Source organism: Chlorobium sp., assembly GCF_049593655.1.
Taxonomy (GTDB): domain Bacteria; phylum Bacteroidota; class Chlorobiia; order Chlorobiales; family Chlorobiaceae; genus Chlorobium.
Window position 1 is genome coordinate 1 of sequence record NZ_JBAWHG010000063.1, and the last position, 16,592, is coordinate 16,592.

At 54.6% G+C, this 16,592-nt stretch carries 16 protein-coding genes; 7 read left to right on the forward strand and 9 right to left on the reverse strand.

Annotation, left to right across the window (positions count from 1 at the left end; translation table 11 throughout):
• From cas8c to WBP50_RS10915, 5 genes are all read right to left on the reverse strand, one after another.
• Positions 1-1,686: type I-C CRISPR-associated protein Cas8c/Csd1 (gene cas8c, locus WBP50_RS10895; RefSeq protein WP_423934409.1), on the reverse strand; the 1,686-nt coding region annotated here is incomplete at its 3' end.
• Positions 1,683-2,396 carry a type I-C CRISPR-associated protein Cas5c gene (gene cas5c / locus WBP50_RS10900; RefSeq protein ID WP_423934412.1) on the reverse strand — a complete coding sequence of 238 codons (714 nt, stop codon included), beginning with the start codon at positions 2,394-2,396 and terminating at the stop codon, positions 1,683-1,685. The genes cas5c and cas8c, both read right to left, overlap by 4 nt.
• 22 nt (positions 2,397-2,418) lie before the next feature.
• Positions 2,419-4,422, reverse strand: a complete 2,004-nt coding sequence (cas3, locus tag WBP50_RS10905; RefSeq protein WP_423934414.1) for a CRISPR-associated helicase Cas3' — start codon at positions 4,420-4,422, stop codon at positions 2,419-2,421.
• Positions 4,409-4,660 (reverse strand): CRISPR-associated endonuclease Cas3'', encoded by a 252-nt coding sequence (locus tag WBP50_RS10910; RefSeq protein ID WP_423934415.1) that lies wholly within the window; start codon positions 4,658-4,660, stop codon positions 4,409-4,411. The genes cas3 and WBP50_RS10910 overlap by 14 nt, the downstream gene beginning before the upstream one ends.
• A complete protein-coding gene (locus WBP50_RS10915) occupies positions 4,653-5,666 on the reverse strand; it encodes a helix-turn-helix transcriptional regulator (RefSeq protein ID WP_423934417.1) in 1,014 nt (337 codons plus the stop codon). Before WBP50_RS10915 ends, WBP50_RS10910 begins: the two co-directional genes overlap by 8 nt.
• Before the next feature lie 522 nt (positions 5,667-6,188).
• Between WBP50_RS10915 and WBP50_RS10920 the strand changes: the two genes are divergently transcribed.
• The 3 genes from WBP50_RS10920 (at position 6,189) to WBP50_RS10930 (ending at position 8,606) form a co-directional block, all read left to right on the forward strand.
• Positions 6,189-6,932 carry a tetratricopeptide repeat protein gene (locus WBP50_RS10920; RefSeq protein WP_423934418.1) on the forward strand — a complete coding sequence of 248 codons (744 nt, stop codon included), beginning with the start codon at positions 6,189-6,191 and terminating at the stop codon, positions 6,930-6,932.
• 146 nt (positions 6,933-7,078) lie between these two features.
• Positions 7,079-7,945, forward strand: coding sequence for an EFR1 family ferrodoxin (locus tag WBP50_RS10925; protein ID WP_423934419.1), 867 nt, complete (start codon positions 7,079-7,081; stop codon positions 7,943-7,945).
• A 49-nt stretch (positions 7,946-7,994) separates the two neighbouring features.
• Complete coding sequence (locus WBP50_RS10930; protein WP_423934421.1) at positions 7,995-8,606, forward strand: CAP domain-containing protein; 612 nt, start codon at positions 7,995-7,997, stop codon at positions 8,604-8,606.
• A 56-nt stretch (positions 8,607-8,662) separates the two neighbouring features.
• Here the strand turns inward: WBP50_RS10930 and WBP50_RS10935 are convergent, their stop codons facing one another.
• From WBP50_RS10935 to WBP50_RS10950, 4 genes are all read right to left on the reverse strand, one after another.
• Entirely contained in the window at positions 8,663-9,922 is a 1,260-nt protein-coding gene (locus WBP50_RS10935; RefSeq protein ID WP_423934423.1) for a DEAD/DEAH box helicase, read from the reverse strand.
• A 142-nt stretch (positions 9,923-10,064) separates the two neighbouring features.
• Entirely contained in the window at positions 10,065-10,247 is a 183-nt protein-coding gene (locus WBP50_RS10940) for a hypothetical protein (protein WP_423934425.1), read from the reverse strand.
• A 139-nt stretch (positions 10,248-10,386) separates the two neighbouring features.
• Positions 10,387-11,676, reverse strand: coding sequence for a 3-deoxy-D-manno-octulosonic acid transferase (locus WBP50_RS10945; RefSeq protein WP_423934427.1), 1,290 nt, complete (start codon positions 11,674-11,676; stop codon positions 10,387-10,389).
• Between the two features lie 38 nt (positions 11,677-11,714).
• Complete coding sequence (locus tag WBP50_RS10950) at positions 11,715-11,867, reverse strand: hypothetical protein (RefSeq protein ID WP_423934429.1); 153 nt, start codon at positions 11,865-11,867, stop codon at positions 11,715-11,717.
• Positions 11,868-12,003: 136 nt separating this feature from the next.
• Between WBP50_RS10950 and WBP50_RS10955 the strand changes: the two genes are divergently transcribed.
• From WBP50_RS10955 to aat, 4 genes are all read left to right on the forward strand, one after another.
• Entirely contained in the window at positions 12,004-14,229 is a 2,226-nt protein-coding gene (locus tag WBP50_RS10955) for an ATP-dependent helicase (RefSeq protein WP_423934431.1), read from the forward strand.
• A gap of 96 nt (positions 14,230-14,325) precedes the next feature.
• Positions 14,326-15,366: a glycosyltransferase family protein gene (locus tag WBP50_RS10960; RefSeq protein ID WP_423934433.1), complete on the forward strand. Its 1,041-nt coding sequence runs from the start codon at positions 14,326-14,328 to the stop codon at positions 15,364-15,366.
• Between the two features lie 9 nt (positions 15,367-15,375).
• Positions 15,376-15,954 carry a nitroreductase family protein gene (locus WBP50_RS10965; RefSeq protein WP_423934436.1) on the forward strand — a complete coding sequence of 193 codons (579 nt, stop codon included), beginning with the start codon at positions 15,376-15,378 and terminating at the stop codon, positions 15,952-15,954.
• A gap of 27 nt (positions 15,955-15,981) precedes the next feature.
• Positions 15,982-16,566: a leucyl/phenylalanyl-tRNA--protein transferase gene (aat, locus tag WBP50_RS10970; protein WP_423934439.1), complete on the forward strand. Its 585-nt coding sequence runs from the start codon at positions 15,982-15,984 to the stop codon at positions 16,564-16,566.
• Positions 16,567-16,592 lie beyond the last annotated feature (26 nt).

The following is a 16,592-nucleotide window of genomic DNA, read 5'->3' on the forward strand; positions in this document are numbered from 1 at the left end:
GTAATAACCAATCGCGAAACGAGCCTGATCTTCCATTGATAAATGAGAAGACATTTCATTGCCAATCCCCTCAAAAACGCCAGCAAGCATCCGCTCGAAATTCACCCGGCGACCAGCATTTTCGAGCTTTGAGAGGTGGTGATTTTTCAGCTTCAGCAACTGCGGAAAAACAGTCACCGGCGTCGATGATGCCGCACCGTAAAAGCGATCACGAATCGTTGCATTGAGTCCGGGACTTGCCTCTTCCTGAATTTTTTCCAGAACGGCAAAAAGCCGTCCAAGCCGATAGCCTGGATTATTGTTGGTTGGATCGAGTGCCACGGTTATCTCCTTTTCTTTGGTTTTATAGATTCTTGAAAAACGGTTGAGATAGGCTTTAAGAATACTCGCCTGAATCCTCGTCACATCTTGCGTAGCACGGATTCTCCGAATTGCCTGCTGAAGCAAGGTTGCCGGGTAGATGCCTCCAGTGATAACCGATTGAAAAATCTGCCCGGAAAGATTTGGCGGAACATTATCCACCTTTCCTTCATGAGCCATCGCGGACAAGAGCCAGAACATCGAAAAATGGCCTGTATCTTTCGGGCCTCGACTGATTTCAAGATCATCGAAATGCTTCCGGATGTTCCCGGCAAATTCCGCAATGGTTCCGGTATGCCAGAAACGAACGGAAATACGTGCCGAGTTCGGCGCAAGCCCGAGGACATAAAATCTCGTATCTGAATTCGTTTGAGCATGGCCACTCTTTATTCCTTCATAAAGAGATTTGACCGCTTTGATATCCGCATCAGGATTATCTTTCGAGTAACCAAAAAAGGCTGGAAAATCCTCCTCAAAAGCGTCCTGTTTTTCAGACCAGAAAACGGTTGTTGCATCACCGATCTGAACCTTGTTTTTGGATTCTTTACCAAGCAACATATTAAGCGCTGTAGTATAGGCGAACTCAGCTGATTTGCTTATCGGTGCATTGAATGCTTGCTCTTTTCCATACGAGTCATATCCTGAACTCTTCTGAAACGAGACAAATTTCTTTGAATCCTTGTTGATTGGCGTATCGGTGTGAATTCTGGCGATCTCAGCGTTTTTCCCTGTCACAAGACAAAGACCAGTTGCGTCATCAGCGCCATCTCCAATCTGACTCTCAACATACATTCTCACCGCATCCCGGCATGGAACAATATTAGCTTCGCCATCAAGCCTGAAACTCATATTGCAACCCACGATTTTGGCGCACTCTTTCCAGTTTTCGGTATCTTTGACTTTTTCATATTTCCCATTTTCATAAAAACGAATGACAGCCATCACCCCCTCATCACCTTTGATATCAGCAGGCAATTTCTGAATTCTTTTGATAAAACTCTGCATCTGCTTCTGAGCCATTGTCTGATCTTTCTCACTCTCACTTCGTGCATGACCAACCACGTAGCCGTAATGATCCCAAAGCAAAAAACCGGTCATCCAGGAGTTAGAGCCTGAACGCCCGACAGATTTCGGTAGCAGATATTGCTTCGCTTTTTTCTTTTTCCCATCCCCTTCACGCGTATCTTCGAGCGATACGAAATAGCCCTCCCGATCTATCACGATCACGAAGGGGATTTCCTTCCATTCAAACCCCTCCGGAGCAATACCGCTTTCCGGATCGGCAGCTTTTCGCTGATAATAGTCGTACAGTGCATGCAGAATCATTTTCTCACCTCCTCACTATCCCATGCCGGAACATTGATTACCCCGTTTTCCATACTGGCCCTGAAAAATGCTGGCGGAGGCTCCTTCACGTTCTTTTGAAAATCGAGGTCGTAAAGCATGTACCCCAGATTGCGCGTTTCACTGATCGGTGCGGGTTCGTTTGACAAATCATCGACCAGCCTGAACTCGCAACTGAACTCGCGGCAACCGAGGTATGGCTGATTGAAGCACTGCCCTTTCCGCGCCCGGCGCTCGAAAATGCCGTAGTATTTACCCGGATTTTCATCCTTGCGCAGCTCCTCAGTTTCCCAGCTGTCCAGCAACGCTTCCGGTACCGGGTGTTTCGCATCTGGACGTTCTGAAGGCGGAATGAATTCGAGTTCAGCGTGCAGCCGGTAGGCCACATCCCGCAGAAGCAAGCCCGCTCGTTGCTGACGCGCCACTTCGATAAAAATGCCGTCGCTCCGCTCGCTTGCGGTCTGGCCGACCTCGTTGCGCCGAACCGAAATCCACTTGATCGGGTTCAGCACCTCGATCTTGCGAATCCGCCAGCGAATCGCCGGTTTCCAGAAAATCGCCTCGAAAATTCCCCGTGTCGCCGAAGGGGTGATGACGTCGTAGCTGACCCGCTCGACCTTCATTTCAGGTCGGGTAAAGCAGGCGTAATCACCCTTGACTTCGAGACAGAATTGTTTATTCCAATGCTCCATAGAGTGTTTCTCCTTGTTGAGCTTAGTAGACAAAATTTAGCGTGGCGTCGATATTTAGGCCGAATACCGGATCATACAGGCTATCCGCCGTTTGCACCCAGACACCGTTGACCTCTTCGATCAGGCCATTTCCCCTCAGTTGCTTCAGATCAGGATCATAGACATTCACCGCATAGCGCTGAAGTTGCCGCATCAGTTTTCGGTTCGGACCACCAAAACGCAGTTGATCGATCAAGGCAACAATGTTTGCTTTCCCGTCTCTATATCTGACGATAATACCGTGTTGCAGCGTATCATCGATGAGTTTGAAGCGTTTGGCTGCCGTACGAAACTGTATCTGATACTTGAGAGCATCGTTTCCGGCGAGCAAGTCCATGATCTGCTTCTTGTCAAATCCGTTCAGACCGCTGAAATAGCGGATGAAATAGCGATTGAACGCTTCCGGCATGAGCGATGAAGCCAGTTCCGGATCCGTGCGAAAGAGCTCCTGAGCTGCGTTTTCAGCTTTCATCAATCTGCCCGATGGCGAAGGCTTTGGTGGGTTGAACACAACTACATCGCCACACTCAAGCCTTCCTTCACGATTGCACCGCCCCGCAGCCTGTGCGATGCTGTCGAGGCCGCTGAACGAGCGGTAAACAGTCGGGAAATCGATATCAACGCCGGCTTCGAGCAACTGCGTGCTCACAACCATCACCAGTTCGCCCGTCATAAGTTTCGACTTCACTTCGGAAATCACCTTGCTGCGATGCTCCGGGCACATCAGGGCGGAGAGATGAACCGTTCCGGCAGGCATTTGTGCATGAAGCTCCCGGCAATCCTTGCGAGTGTTGACGATGCATAAAACCTGCTCGTGCTCTTGAAGCTGCCGGGCAATCTCCGTCCACTCATACCGTTCACCGGCTTGGCCGAGCATCCGCACCCGGACACGTTGGAAAACGCTGAACAGTTTTTCCGGATCGGACATCAACTCGCGCACAGAACCTTCAGCAAAACCCTTCAGAATATCTCTGCCTGTCCCTACCTTTCCACTCAAAACCGGCTGAGTGGCCGTGCAGAGCACGATCGAAGCCCTGAAATGCACAGTCAGCGATTTGATGACGGAAACGATCGGTTGCAGAAAATCGGTCGGCAGCATCTGTGCCTCATCGAGCACCACAACCGAGTTGACGATATTGTGCAGTTTGCGGCATGCAGAGCTTTTCGCGGCAAAAAGCGACTCGAAAAATTGCACGTTGGTGGTCACAATGATCGGGGCATCCCAATTTTCGGTAGCAAGCCGAGACTCGGCAGTTTCCCTTGCCGGATCGAGATTGCTGTGATGTTCAAGCACGGTGTCATCGCCGAACACTTCGCGATACACCGCCGCGGTCTGCTCAATGATGCTGGTGTAGGGAATCGCTACGATGATCCGCTTTTTGCCGTGCCTGATGGCGTGTTCGAGCGCGAAGGCCATTGATGCGAGGGTTTTGCCACCGCCGGTGGGTACGGTCAGCGAAAAAAGTCCAGGTTCCAGCGAACGCCCTTTATCGCGGCACTCCCGAAGAATCTCTTTTCGCGCCCGGTTTACAGGCGTATCCAAAGCGCCATTCTCTTTGGCTGCCATGTACATGTCTAAATGCGCTTTCAGTATTGCCAAATCAACTGCGTTCGGACGAAGATCAGCCTTTTCCGGATTCATGAACCGTTCGGTATCGATAAAATCCGCATCGACGAGGCAGGAGTATAGCATACGAATCCAAATGTGTACCAGATCCGAATTGCCGGACTGACTTTGGCAAGGCAACGACGATGGCAACGTCGTATTCAGAATATTTTCGGGCGGATTCCCTTTCAAGGCATTTGTCAGATGTTCAAAATTGCTCAGACGATCTGAAAGCGCATCGCCCTTGGTTCCTGCTTCCTTGTACCAATCCGGCAATCCGGTGTGATGTCCGGCAATGAGATAGCCGAGAATTCTCCCGATCCACTTATTTTTGTCGGTGGCAAATATCGCACCGGCTGCTGAATGGTCAATCCTGCCCATCTGAATCCTCCAGATAATCGCCGTTGCTCTTCCGGATATAATCCTGCCAGCGTGGATTATACTTTCCCAGATCATGCAGGAGCCCGGCAGCCATTGCCCAATCTGCATTGCCGAATTCGCTGGCAAAACCTGTGGCTATCGAGGCTACTGCGGCAAGATGATCGTTCAGTTCATGTTCAAGCCATTCGCCGGAATCATTCTGTAGAAGATGGGCTACAGGTTTTCGTTCATTATTCATTGCCTTCGAATTTGTTACGATTTCTCAATTCAATCATCCCATACATCTCCCCCATCATCCGCACCTCCTCCCTGATCATATTCCGAAGCTCTTCAGGTTCAACCACTTCAGCTTCCTTGCCGTAGCGCATGACCCAGCGTTTGACTGCATCGAGTGCGCTGACCTTCATATGCAGTGTGATGGAGCCGTTCTCGTGTTCCTCGATCTGTTGAGTCGGATGCCAGCGGTGTTCCTTTATCCACTGCGACTGGTATGGGGAAAAGCGGATTACGATGGCATGCTCTTCGACGCCGGCACATTGATCGAAGGTCTGTTCAAGATACTTTTCGATTGAAAAGGATTCCGGAATGGTGAACCCGGTTGCGCATGGGGTGATGGATCTGATTCTGTTGACGGCGAAGGTTCTTGTGGCTTGCCGCAGTTCGCAGAAGGCAATCAGATACCAGGTGCTTTTAGATTGATCGTAGTGCAAACGGTAAGGGTGAACCGTCCGCTCGGTTTTCGCCTGTTTTGATGGGGCGTGATAGGCTATGGCGATTTGCCTGCTGTTTCGGATAGCTTCATCGAGCAGGGAAAAAGTTTTTGCATCGATTTCCGAAGATGGCGCTTGTTCAAACGAATAGATGTCGAGAATGCCGTTTTCGGAATGTGAGGCAGGCAGATACTGCAGAACCTTGTCGAGTGCACTGCTGATTTCCTGATAATAGGGGGTTCCCTGATACTGGGAGAGGACTTTTTTTGTGGCTTTCAGCGCTTCTGCTTCCTGCCGGTCAAGAAATGCGGAAGGCAGAAACGACCACTCTTTATTATAGTAATAGCCTTTTTTCTTTTTGTCGTAATCAATCGGAGCATGCAGCATGTCACGCATGTACTCTATGTCGCGCTGGATGCTCTTGCTGCTCACTTCAAAGTGGCAGGCAACTCTGGTGCAGTTCGGGAAACCGTTATTGCGGAGTTCCCGGTCGATATGCTGCATGCGAACCAGTGGTGGTCTTGACTGTCTCATGACGCGAATGCTTCAGGTTAATGAGAGTAACATAGACCGACGCATGGGACAAAAGCTGTCCGATACGCAAAAAAAACATTTCAGGTACTTCATTTAGTGGTCTGTCTGCAGCAAGGGACTGTTTATAAACCATGGGAAACTGAATTGCCGATTCGGAGTTATCGGGTTTTCTTCATGCGACAGCGTGGGGGTGTTGCTGGCGCGATAATAATAATGCCTGAAGAGGGTTGCAGGCATGTATACAGGCTTTTGCGGCTTATACGTCTCATGCAGAGTGGCGTAACTGAGAAACTGCAATCCGGAATCCTGCATCAGGTGCACAGTACTGCCGGAATTTTACGGCATTGATTCTTTTTTAACTAAAGAAAGCGTCCTGTATTTTGCAAGTTATTTCGCTACGGGCAAACAGGTTCACTGCAGGGGAGCAGGAGGCCTGATCCGCTTGTTTTTTTCGGTGAAAGCGTTTTATTTGAACATATCGGCCAGGTCGTTCCCTGCAACTCCATCCACCATATGATTCCGATGAACACTCCGTTCAGGTTTTTTTCCGTCGTATTGACGGCATCCCTTTTTGTCGCTGCTCCGGTTTTTGCCGGAGAGGATGCCGCGGGCTATTTCTCCACCGGCAGTTCGAAGTTCGATTCGGGTGATTACCGGGGCGCCATCGAGGAGTTCACGAAAGTCGTCGAACTCGATCCGAAGGCGGCAAGGGCTTTCGACAAACGCGGGAACGCGAAAATGAAAACCGGCGACAGGCCGGGAGCCATAGCCGATTTCATAAAGGTGATCGAGCTTGTGCCGCAGCTTGCCGACGCTTTTGCCGACGGGGAAAAGAAGCACGACGGGGACGAGGCCGACGGGGAAGATGCGCCGGATCTTCAGCAGGTCGCCGCCGACGACCTGCATGCCGATTATGCGTTCGCTTTCGACAACAGGGGGCTGCTGAGGTATATCAACGGGAACTACCGGGAGGCCATAAAGGATTTTACGGCGGCCATCGTGCTTGAGCCGAAATTCGCCCTGCCATACAAGCACCGGGGTTATGCGAAACATGATCTGCAGGACTATGAGGGAGCCATCGAGGATTACAGCCGGGCGATCAGGCTCGACAGAAAAGCCGGGGAGACCTACTGGGACCGGGGACTTGCAAAAGAGCAGGCGGGGGACCGGGAGGGTGCGCTTGAAGATTTCAGAAAAGCCGCGAAGCTCGGCCAGCAAAGCGCCATTGACCGGCTCGGCAAACTGGAGGCGGAAGGGGAGTCATGACGGGACGGTTCGGATAGTTTGCGGCAATATCGAACACCGGCCTGTCCGGTCCCCTCGAAAAAAAAATGATTCGCATTTTTTACATCTGATGCTGTCGTGTATTTTAGGGAATAATTGACGACCACAGCCAAATACGCGATGCATTCATGAAGAGATGTCTACTGGTATATCTTTCCCTCAGAGGTACAACGGAAAAAACAGCGTTTTCCATAGCCGCCGGGTTGCGTTCGGCCGGGTGCCAGGTCGAGCTGTGCAACATGGCAAGTCAGAAGCCCCCAGGGATCGAAGGGTATGACCTTCTGGGAATCGGTTCTCCGGCCCACTATTTCAGGCTTCCCTTCAATGTATCGGACTATTTGCACGATCTGCCCGGTCTCGGCGGACTTCCGGTTTTCTCTTTTATGCTCTACGGCTCCCATCCCGGAGAGACCGGCAATCTTCTGCGCAGGGCGCTTTCCGGCAAGGGGGGGCGTGAAGCTGGTTATTTCCACTGTCGCGGAGCCGATTACTACCAGGGCTATCTGCAGGAAGGTTATCTGTTTTCACCCGATAATCCGCTGCCGGAGGAGCTGGCGGCCGCGGAGCGGTTCGGACGGAAAACGGCTGCGGTGCTTTCGGGCGCGGAAGTCTACACTCCGCCCCCTTTCGATCCTCCCATGGAACTGATTTTCCGTATCGAGAGGAGTCTGGCAAATCGCGGACTCGTGCGAACCATCTATATCCGGCTTTTCCGGGTCAACAGGTCGCGCTGCGAGGGTTGCGGCAGGTGCATGAGCGGGTGCCCGACCGGCACTATCTCGGCGGATGCCGATGGTCGTCCGGTATGGGGGCAAAACTGCCTCATGTGTCTCTACTGCCAGATGCAGTGTCCGAACGAAGCGATTTCCACGCCTATTAACTGGAAGGTGTTCCGGACGATTCTCGGATACAATATCGCGCACTCCCTCGGTGATCCCTCCATTGCATATGTAAGGGTAACCCATCGTCGCGGCGAGACCCGCAGGGAGGGATAGCAACAAACGGCTCTTATCCCTATATTAGCCCGAAAAGGGGTGAACTGCGATGAGGGTTGCGATGTACGATCTGCTGAAACGGATGGCGACGGGGCTTCTGCTTGCGGCAATAGCCGCAGTGGCGCCGGCGGCCGCTTCCGGCGGCGGAGAACCTTGCATTTCATGGCTGGCGGCCCAGGCCGCCGTTCCGGCAAAACCGGCACTTTCACAGAGGGAACTCGGCTTGTACCGGCTGCTGATGGAGTACCGGCAAAGCAGGGGGCTCCCCTCGATTCCGCTCTCGGAGAGTCTTTCGCGGGTCGCCGCGCTGCATGTGCGTGATCTTGAGCTGCATCCCCCCTCAGAACCCTGCAATCTGCACAGCTGGTCGAAATACGGTCCCTGGAAATCCTGCTGCTACCGGGGCAGAGGCGGAGCGGAGTGCATGTGGCGCAAGCCGGGAGAGCTGACCTCCTATTCGGGAAACGGTTATGAAATCGCTTTTTATTCAAGCGTACCGTTTACTCCGGAGGACGTGCTCGAAGCCTGGAAGGATGGATCGGCTCATCATGCCGTGATCGTCAATAAGGGCAAATGGGCCCGGATGGAGTGGAAGGCGGTCGGGGTCGGCATGAGCGGTTCATATGCCGTGGTCTGGTTCGGAATGGAGCCCGACCGGTAAAAACGACAGCGTCATGCCTTGCCGCGGAAGCTTCCGCGACGAGGCATGGCTTCGGGCTATTTGTTTTTTCCGGATCTTGAATAGCCCCATTTGGGTTTTCCCGATGCCGTAGGTTTCGGGCCGGGGTGACCGCTGTTCGAGCGGCCCTGCTGCCTGGGGGTTTTCACCGGATTGTGGTCCATCAGCGGAAAGGGATGCGCATCGTTGACCGGAATTTTTTTGGCGATCAGTTTTTCCACGTCGCGGAGATACTCTTTCTCTTCCGCATCGCAGAAAGAGATCGCCGTGCCTTTCGCTCCGGCCCTTCCGGTTCGTCCGATACGATGAACGTAGGTTTCGGCCACGTTCGACATGTCGAAATTGATCACATATTCCAGTTCGTCCACGTCGATGCCTCGTGCCGCGATATCGGTAGCCACCAGCACCCGCATGGACTGGTCCTTGAAGTTTGCCAGGGCTTTCTGACGGGCGTTCTGGGCCTTGTTGCCATGGATCGCCGCGGCGGTGATGTTGTGCTTCTGAAGGTATTTCACCACCTTGTCGGCGCCGTGCTTGGTTCGGGTGAACACCAGCGCCGTCCTGATCTCCTGGTTTTTCAGCAGGTGTACCAGGAGGCTGTTTTTATTGCCCTTGTCTACGAAGCATATCTGCTGGTTGATGACCTCCACGGTAGAGGACACCGGCGTTACCGCGACCTTTGAGGGATTGTTCAGAATGGTTGCCGCAAGCTTGACGATTTCCGGCGGCATGGTGGCCGAGAAAAAGAGCGACTGCCGTTTTTTGGGCAGTTCGGCCAGTATTTTCCTTATGTCGTGAATGAAGCCCATGTCGAGCATGCGGTCAGCTTCGTCCAGCACCAGGATCTCCACATCACGCAGGTGCAGAAATCCCTGGTTCATCAGATCGAGCAGCCGGCCAGGCGTCGCGATAACGATATCGGCTCCGTTTCGAAGCGCCGATATCTGGGGATTCTGGTTCACGCCTCCGAAAATTACCGTATTGTTGAGGCCGGTGTGCCGGCCGTATGCCGTGAAGCTGTCTCCGATCTGAATGGCCAGCTCCCTGGTGGGCGTGACGACGAGGCTGCGGATTTTTCTTTTTCTGTCGTTGCGCTTTTCTGCTGCGCCAAGCAGCTGCAGGATAGGAATGGCGAAGGCGGCGGTTTTTCCTGTTCCGGTCTGCGCGCAGCCGAGCAGGTCGTTGCCCTCGAGAATGATCGGTATGGCTTCCGCCTGAATCGGTGTCGGTGAGGTATAGCCCTCTTCCTGCAATGCTTTTACAACGGGTTCAATGATTGAGAGTGATCGAAATGGCATGGTATCTGTGTTTGTTTAATAAAATCGGTGATGAGGACGCCGGGGGGCCTTCATTGTGCTCCCGCAGCCTCTCGGGGCCCGGTTCGGCGGAACGGGAAAACACGAGAAAAAAACTTGTGGCGGATGAACAGGGGAGAATCCTTCAGGGTTTGATATAGGCATTGAGACCTATGGTCACAGGCTTGCCGTCGACTTCCGCAGTGGTTTCAACGTTGCCGCGGGAACTTGCAACGACAAGGGTTTTTCCGGATGAGGAGCGGACCGGTTTCTCAAGGTCTATTTCAATATACAGTTTGTTGTCTTTGATTTCGACGGTCATTGCCATAGGTCGCTCAGGGATTTGGATGATGTGGATCGTGCTTGCCGGACGGGCACAAGATAGCATAATTCAGCTGCCGACAACAGGGTAAAAGATGGCATTTTCAACCCCGTTAACTATAAACCTCCGGAACGGGGTATTAAGTTCACGCCGGCTCCGCTGCGGCGAGGTAGTGTTCGATGCATCGGGAGATAACGGCTGTGGCGCCGGTTCGTTCCTTTACGAATGCGCCGGCAGCCGCACCGGCAGCCGCTCGTGCGGCCGGGTTTGTCATGAAGAGGTTCAGGGCCGCCAGAAGCGACGCTTCATCCCCGACGACGGCTGCGCCTCCTTTTGCGACCAGCTCTTCGGCTTCCGGGGAGTTGTGGTGGCGCGGGCCGAAGAGCACCGGAATGCCGTAGACGGCCGGTTCGAGGGTGTTGTGCACGTTCACGCCGAATCCTCCGCCAACATAGGCGATCGAGCCGATCGAGTAGAGCTCGGCCAGATAGCCGGTTTCGTCGATGACGAGCACCTGCTGCTTCGGGTCGAACGAGCGTTCGAGCGCCGACACCCTTGCAAAGGGGATGTTCCGTTCCCCGAGCGAGCGGCAGAGCCGTTCCATGTTTTCAGGGTTCACCTGATGTGGCACCAGAATGAGTGACGGTCTGTTTTCGAGCCGCTGCCATGCGCCGAGGAGCAGGGTTTCGTCCATCTGCCAGGTGCTGCCGGCGATGAGGACGGTGCGGTTTTCATAGAGGGGTTTCAGATGTGCGACCTTTCCGGAATTCCGGCTGCGAAGAAAGACCTGGTCGAACCGGGTGTCGCCGGCGGTCTCCGCCTGCAGGCAGCCGAACCGGTCGCGGAATGCATGGGTGTCCTTTGCCGAAATGGTGTAGATATGATCGAACAGGCTGAAGAGATCGCGGTAAAAGCCCTTCAGCAGGGGGTTGAAGTACTGCGAGTTCTCCAGGAGCACCGCTGCGGCGAGTATGAGGTGTGCGCCGGATCTTTTTGCGGCGAGCAGGTGGTTGGGCCAGAAGTCGTAGCGCATGAGCATGAGCATGTCGGGTTCGAGCAGCGATACGAGGCGTTTTGCGTTTGCGGGCGTGTCGGTCGGGAGGTAGAAGACCGCGGCGGCTCCTGCGAAGTTTTTTCGGGCATTGTAGCCGGAGTCCGAAAGAAAGGAGACGAAAATCGTGATATCCGGGTGTTTCTCCTGCATGGCGGCTATGACCGGACGGGCCTGTTCGAATTCACCGACCGAAGCGGCATGCACCCAGAGCCGGAAAGAGCTTTTTGCGGTGGATCGGACGGTTGCTTCAAGTTCTTCGAACAGGTTGTTGCGCAGGGAGGTAAACGTATGCAGCCGTCTGAAAAGGGGGCTGATCATCCTTGCTGCGCCGAAAAGCAGCGGGCTGATGGTGGTGTAGGTTGTAAGCGCCAGTCCGTTCATATCCGTTGCCCTTTGTAATCTCTCCTGAAGAAAGTGCGTCAAATCTGCCGTTCGGCCTTTCCGGGAGCGAACCGCTCCGGCCGTTCCGCCGCCGGTTTTTCCCTGCTGCAGACGCCCCCTCCCGGCCGGAAGCAGGGAGGGGATGCGCCCATAAAGGTAAGAAAAAAGAGCAGTACAGCCTTGCCCGCCATCCTCCGGCGACGTTTTTTGGGAGAGCCTGTTTGTAATTCGAACAAACTTATACGAAATTCAACAGGAACTTCAGCCCATTCAGCGGTACGTTCAGTACCCGGGGAGTGCTTAACCTGTTAACGGATCAGTAACGTTTTGACGGATTTTCTTCGCGATCTCAACGATGTACAGCGCAGTGCGGTCACTGCAACCGAAGGGCCGGTTATGGTGCTTGCCGGCGCCGGTTCCGGAAAGACGAGGGTGATCACCTACCGCATCGCCCATCTTATCCGCAATAACGGGGTCTCCCCGTATAACATTCTCGCCCTGACCTTCACCAACAAGGCCGCAGGGGAGATGCGCCACCGGATCGACGCACTGCTGCAGGGATCGGGCTCTTCCGGCCTCTGGATCGGAACCTTCCATTCCGTTTTTGCCCGGCTGCTGCGCAGCTACATCCATCTTATCGGCTACGACAGGAATTTCTCGATTTTCGATTCCGACGACAGTAAAAGCCTGATCCGCCAGTCGATGAACGAACTGGGCATCTCACTCGATTCGCTGCCGGTGAATGCCGTGCAGTCGATTATCAGCAAGGCCAAGAACAGCTTCATCCTTCCATCGGAGTTCCAGGCCAGGCCTGGCGATTACAACCAGCAGCAGGCGGCGAAGGTCTACGAGCTCTATACCAAAAAACTGCGCGAGAACAATGCGCTCGATTTCGACGATCTGCTCATCAAGCCGCTCGAGCTGTTCAGGGCGCATGAGGCCGTTCTCGGGGAGCTGCAGGAGACCTTCCGCTACATTCTGATCGACGAGTATCAGGACACCAACCGGGCGCAGTACCTTGCCGCAAAAATGCTTGGCGCCAGGCATCGCAATATTTTCGTTGTCGGCGACGACGCGCAGTCGATCTACTCGTGGCGCGGTGCCGATATTTCCAATATCCTGAATTTTCAGGACGACTATCAGGAGTCGCTCACCTTCAAGCTGGTCGAGAACTACCGGAGCACCGGTACGATTCTCCAGGCCGCCAACAGTGTCATCCGCAACAACCGCCGCCAGATCAAGAAGGAGCTGGTTTCGCACCGCAGTGCCGGAGAGCCGGTTACCCTGCTCGAGGCATACAACGAACGGCAGGAGGGCGAGAAGGTTGTGGAGCAGATCCGTTCGATGCGCCAGAAGGATGGTCTCGAATTTTCGGCGTTTGCCGTCTTTTACCGGACCAACGCGCAGTCGCGGGTGCTCGAGGATGTAATGCGCCAGAACCGTATTCCCTACAGGATTTTCGGCAGCGTCTCGTTCTACAAGCGCAAGGAGATCAAGGATGCGGTGGCGTACCTGCGTTTTATCGTCAATGAACGCGACAATGAATCGCTCCTGCGGATCATAAATTTCCCTCCGAGAAAGATCGGCGATGTCAGTATCGCCAAACTGAAGGAGTATGCCTCCCAGGAGGACGTTTCGCTCTACGAAGCCATCCGCAATGCCTCCGGAGGGGGATTCCAGCAGCGTCTGGTGAACGCCCTGGAGAGTTTCAGCGGCGTGGTCGAGCAGCTCAAGGCGCTTGCGGAGTACGGCAGCGTGTACGATGTGCTCAGCGAACTGTTCAGCCTGACGGGGATTCCCGCGCAGCTTCAGGCCGAGAATACCGCCGAATCGCTTGCGCGCTACGACAACCTTCAGGAGCTGCTTTCGATGGCCAGGGATTTTTCCGACCACAACCCCGATTCCAGTTCGCTCGGCGATTTTCTCGAGAATATTTCCCTTGCCTCGGATTACGACGAGACCAGGGAGTCCGACAATTACGTGTCGCTGATGACCGTGCACGCCTCCAAGGGGCTCGAGTTTCCGGTTGTGTTCATTACCGGCATGGAGGAACGGTTATTTCCGCTCAACACCTACGAGCATGACGAACTGGAGGAGGAGCGGCGGCTCTTTTACGTTGCCATGACGAGGGCCAAGGAAAAGATATATCTTTCGTGGGCCCGTTCCCGCTACCAGTACGGTCAGCCGCAGCAGTGTCTGCGTTCGATGTTCGTCGCTGAAATCGATGCTTCCATTGTTCGTACCGAAAGCGGCGAACTGCTTTCCGGTCGAGGTTCCGGCGAGAGGCCCCCGGCTTCGGGAAGCGCGCCGTCGAGAGGGTTCCAGTCCAGAAGCGTGGCTCCGCAGACCGGCTTTCAGGCTCCCCGGCAGGAGAAGAAGCCTGCAGCGAACGGCCTTCGGGCAGGTTCTCTGGTGCACCACGCCATGTTTGGTCCCGGCATGGTTCTGGAACTGCAGGGCTCCGGATCGACGGCAAAGGTTAAAATCAGGTTCCGTTCGGCAGGCGACAAGACGCTGATGGTGCAGTACGCCAATCTGAAAATTGTCGGTTAGGCCGCAAGCGCAATATGGGGGGCACTGTTCTCTGCCGGGGCGGCAGGTAACGGGAGACGGCCCCTGGAAAAGTATGAAGATAAACGGTTCAGCAGCATGAAAATCCTTTTCGGGGTACAGGGTACGGGAAACGGCCATATCAGCCGCAGCAGGGAGCTGGTCGGAAAACTCAGGGAGGACGGCCATGAGGTGGAGGTGATCATCAGCGGAAGAAAACAGGAGGAGCTGAAAGAGATCGATATTTTCGAGCCTTATCAGGTCATGAAGGGGCTTACGCTGGTGACCTACAGGGGCCGGATGAACTATATGGAGACCATGTTCCAGCTCGATTTCGCACGGCTCATGAGCGATGTGCTGATGCTCGATACAACCGGGGTCGATCTGGTGGTCACCGATTTCGAGCCGATTACCTCGATGGTTGCCAAAATCCGCAATATTCCAAGTGTCGGGTTCGGCCACCAGTATGCGTTCCGTTACAATATCCCTTTTGTAAAGGGGAACATTTTCGAGAAGTACACCCTGCTGAACTTCGCTCCGGCCCGTTACAATGCGGGACTGCACTGGAGCCATTTCAACCAGCCGATCTTTCCTCCGGTCATTCCTGCCAGCCTTTACGCCCGCCGGGCAGTTGATGTCCTGCCGACCAAAATCCTGGTCTATCTGCCGTTCGAGGAGGTTGACGATGTCACCGGATTCGTCCGTCCGTTCGACAGCTGCGAGTTCTTCATCTACGGAAAGGTGACCGGCGATTCCGACGACGGTCATCTGCATTTCAGGGGTTATTCGCGTGAAGGGTTTCTTGGCGATCTGATGGAGTGCAACGGCGTTGTCTGCAATGCCGGTTTCGAGCTTCCCGGCGAGGCGCTGCATCTCGGCAAAAAGCTTCTGCTCAGGCCTCTCGACGGGCAGATAGAGCAGGAGTCGAACGCGCTTGCCATGGTCGAGCTGGAGTACGGCATGGCCATGCACTCGCTTGACGGCTCGGTGCTTGCCGAGTGGCTGCAGCTTCCCGGACGCGAGCCGCTCAACTACTCCCGTACGGTTGATTATATTGCCGAGTGGATCGGAAGCGGCGACTGGGACGGGCTTTCCCGGTACACGGATGCCGCATGGAAGGCAACCAACGAATCTTTCTGAGGGGGAATCATGAATTTCAGGGATATCGTTACCCGCAGCCGCAGCTACCGGCGCTTCGACGCCTCCTTCCGGCTGGACGACGGACTGCTTGCCGGTCTGGTCGAACTCGCCTGTTACGTGCCGTCGTCAAGAAACCTGCAGCCGCTGAAATATGTCGCCGTTTCGGATCGCGAAGGGTGCGATGCGGTGTTCGGATGCCTCTCGTGGGCCGGCTATCTCGACGACTGGAACGGTCCGCCCGAGCATGAACGGCCTGCGGCGTATCTGGTGATGCTCCGCGACCTTGCAATCAGTTCCGGCGCGGCCTGCGACTGCGGCATCGCCGCGCAGACCATCCTGCTCGGTGCGACCTCTATGGGCCTCGGGGGGTGCATGGTGGCTTCGGTCGATCGCGACCGCCTTTGCACCATCCTGAACATTCCCGTCCGTTATGCAATTGAATTCGTGCTTGCTCTGGGCAAGCCTGTCGAGCCCGTCGTGATCGAACAGATGCGGGAGGGCGGCGATGTTCGCTACTACAGGGATGCCCACGGTATTCACCATGTTCCGAAGAGAACCCTCGAAGAGGTTCTGCTCCGGTTCCGGTAACCGGCCGCCCACCCAGTCAAAACAGCCATGATCGATATAGGAGAACTGCTCAGGGCCTATCGTGAGGGTTTCTTTCCCATGTCGGACCCTTTGGATGAAAAGCTCTACTGGTGCCAGCCGCATTTCAGGGCCGTCGTACCACTCGACGACTACCGCCCCTCGCGCGATGTGCAGCGCATCCTGCGTCGCAACGATTACCGGGTCCGGTTCAACACCGATTTCGAAGGGGTGATCAGGGCCTGCGCCGCTCCCCGTAAAAATGACAGCGAAACCTGGATTTCCCGGGAGATTGCCGATACCTACCTGAAACTGCACCGGCTCGGTATCGCGCACAGCGTCGAGAGCTGGTATGGCGACGAGCTTGCCGGAGGTCTGTACGGCATCGCCATCGGCGGCGCCTTTTTCGGAGAGTCGATGTTTTACCGCCGTTCCTATGCCTCACAGGTTGCATTCGACCGGCTGGTCAGGCGCCTGCAGGAAAAAGGGTATCTCCTGCTCGATGCGCAGATCATGAACCCCCATCTGCAGAAGCTCGGAGCAGTCGATGTTCCGCACGAAGAGTATATGCAGATGCTCTCCGGAGCGCTCCTTAAAAAGATTCGTTTTCTATGAAAGGGAAAAATGGTACCTTCATAAAT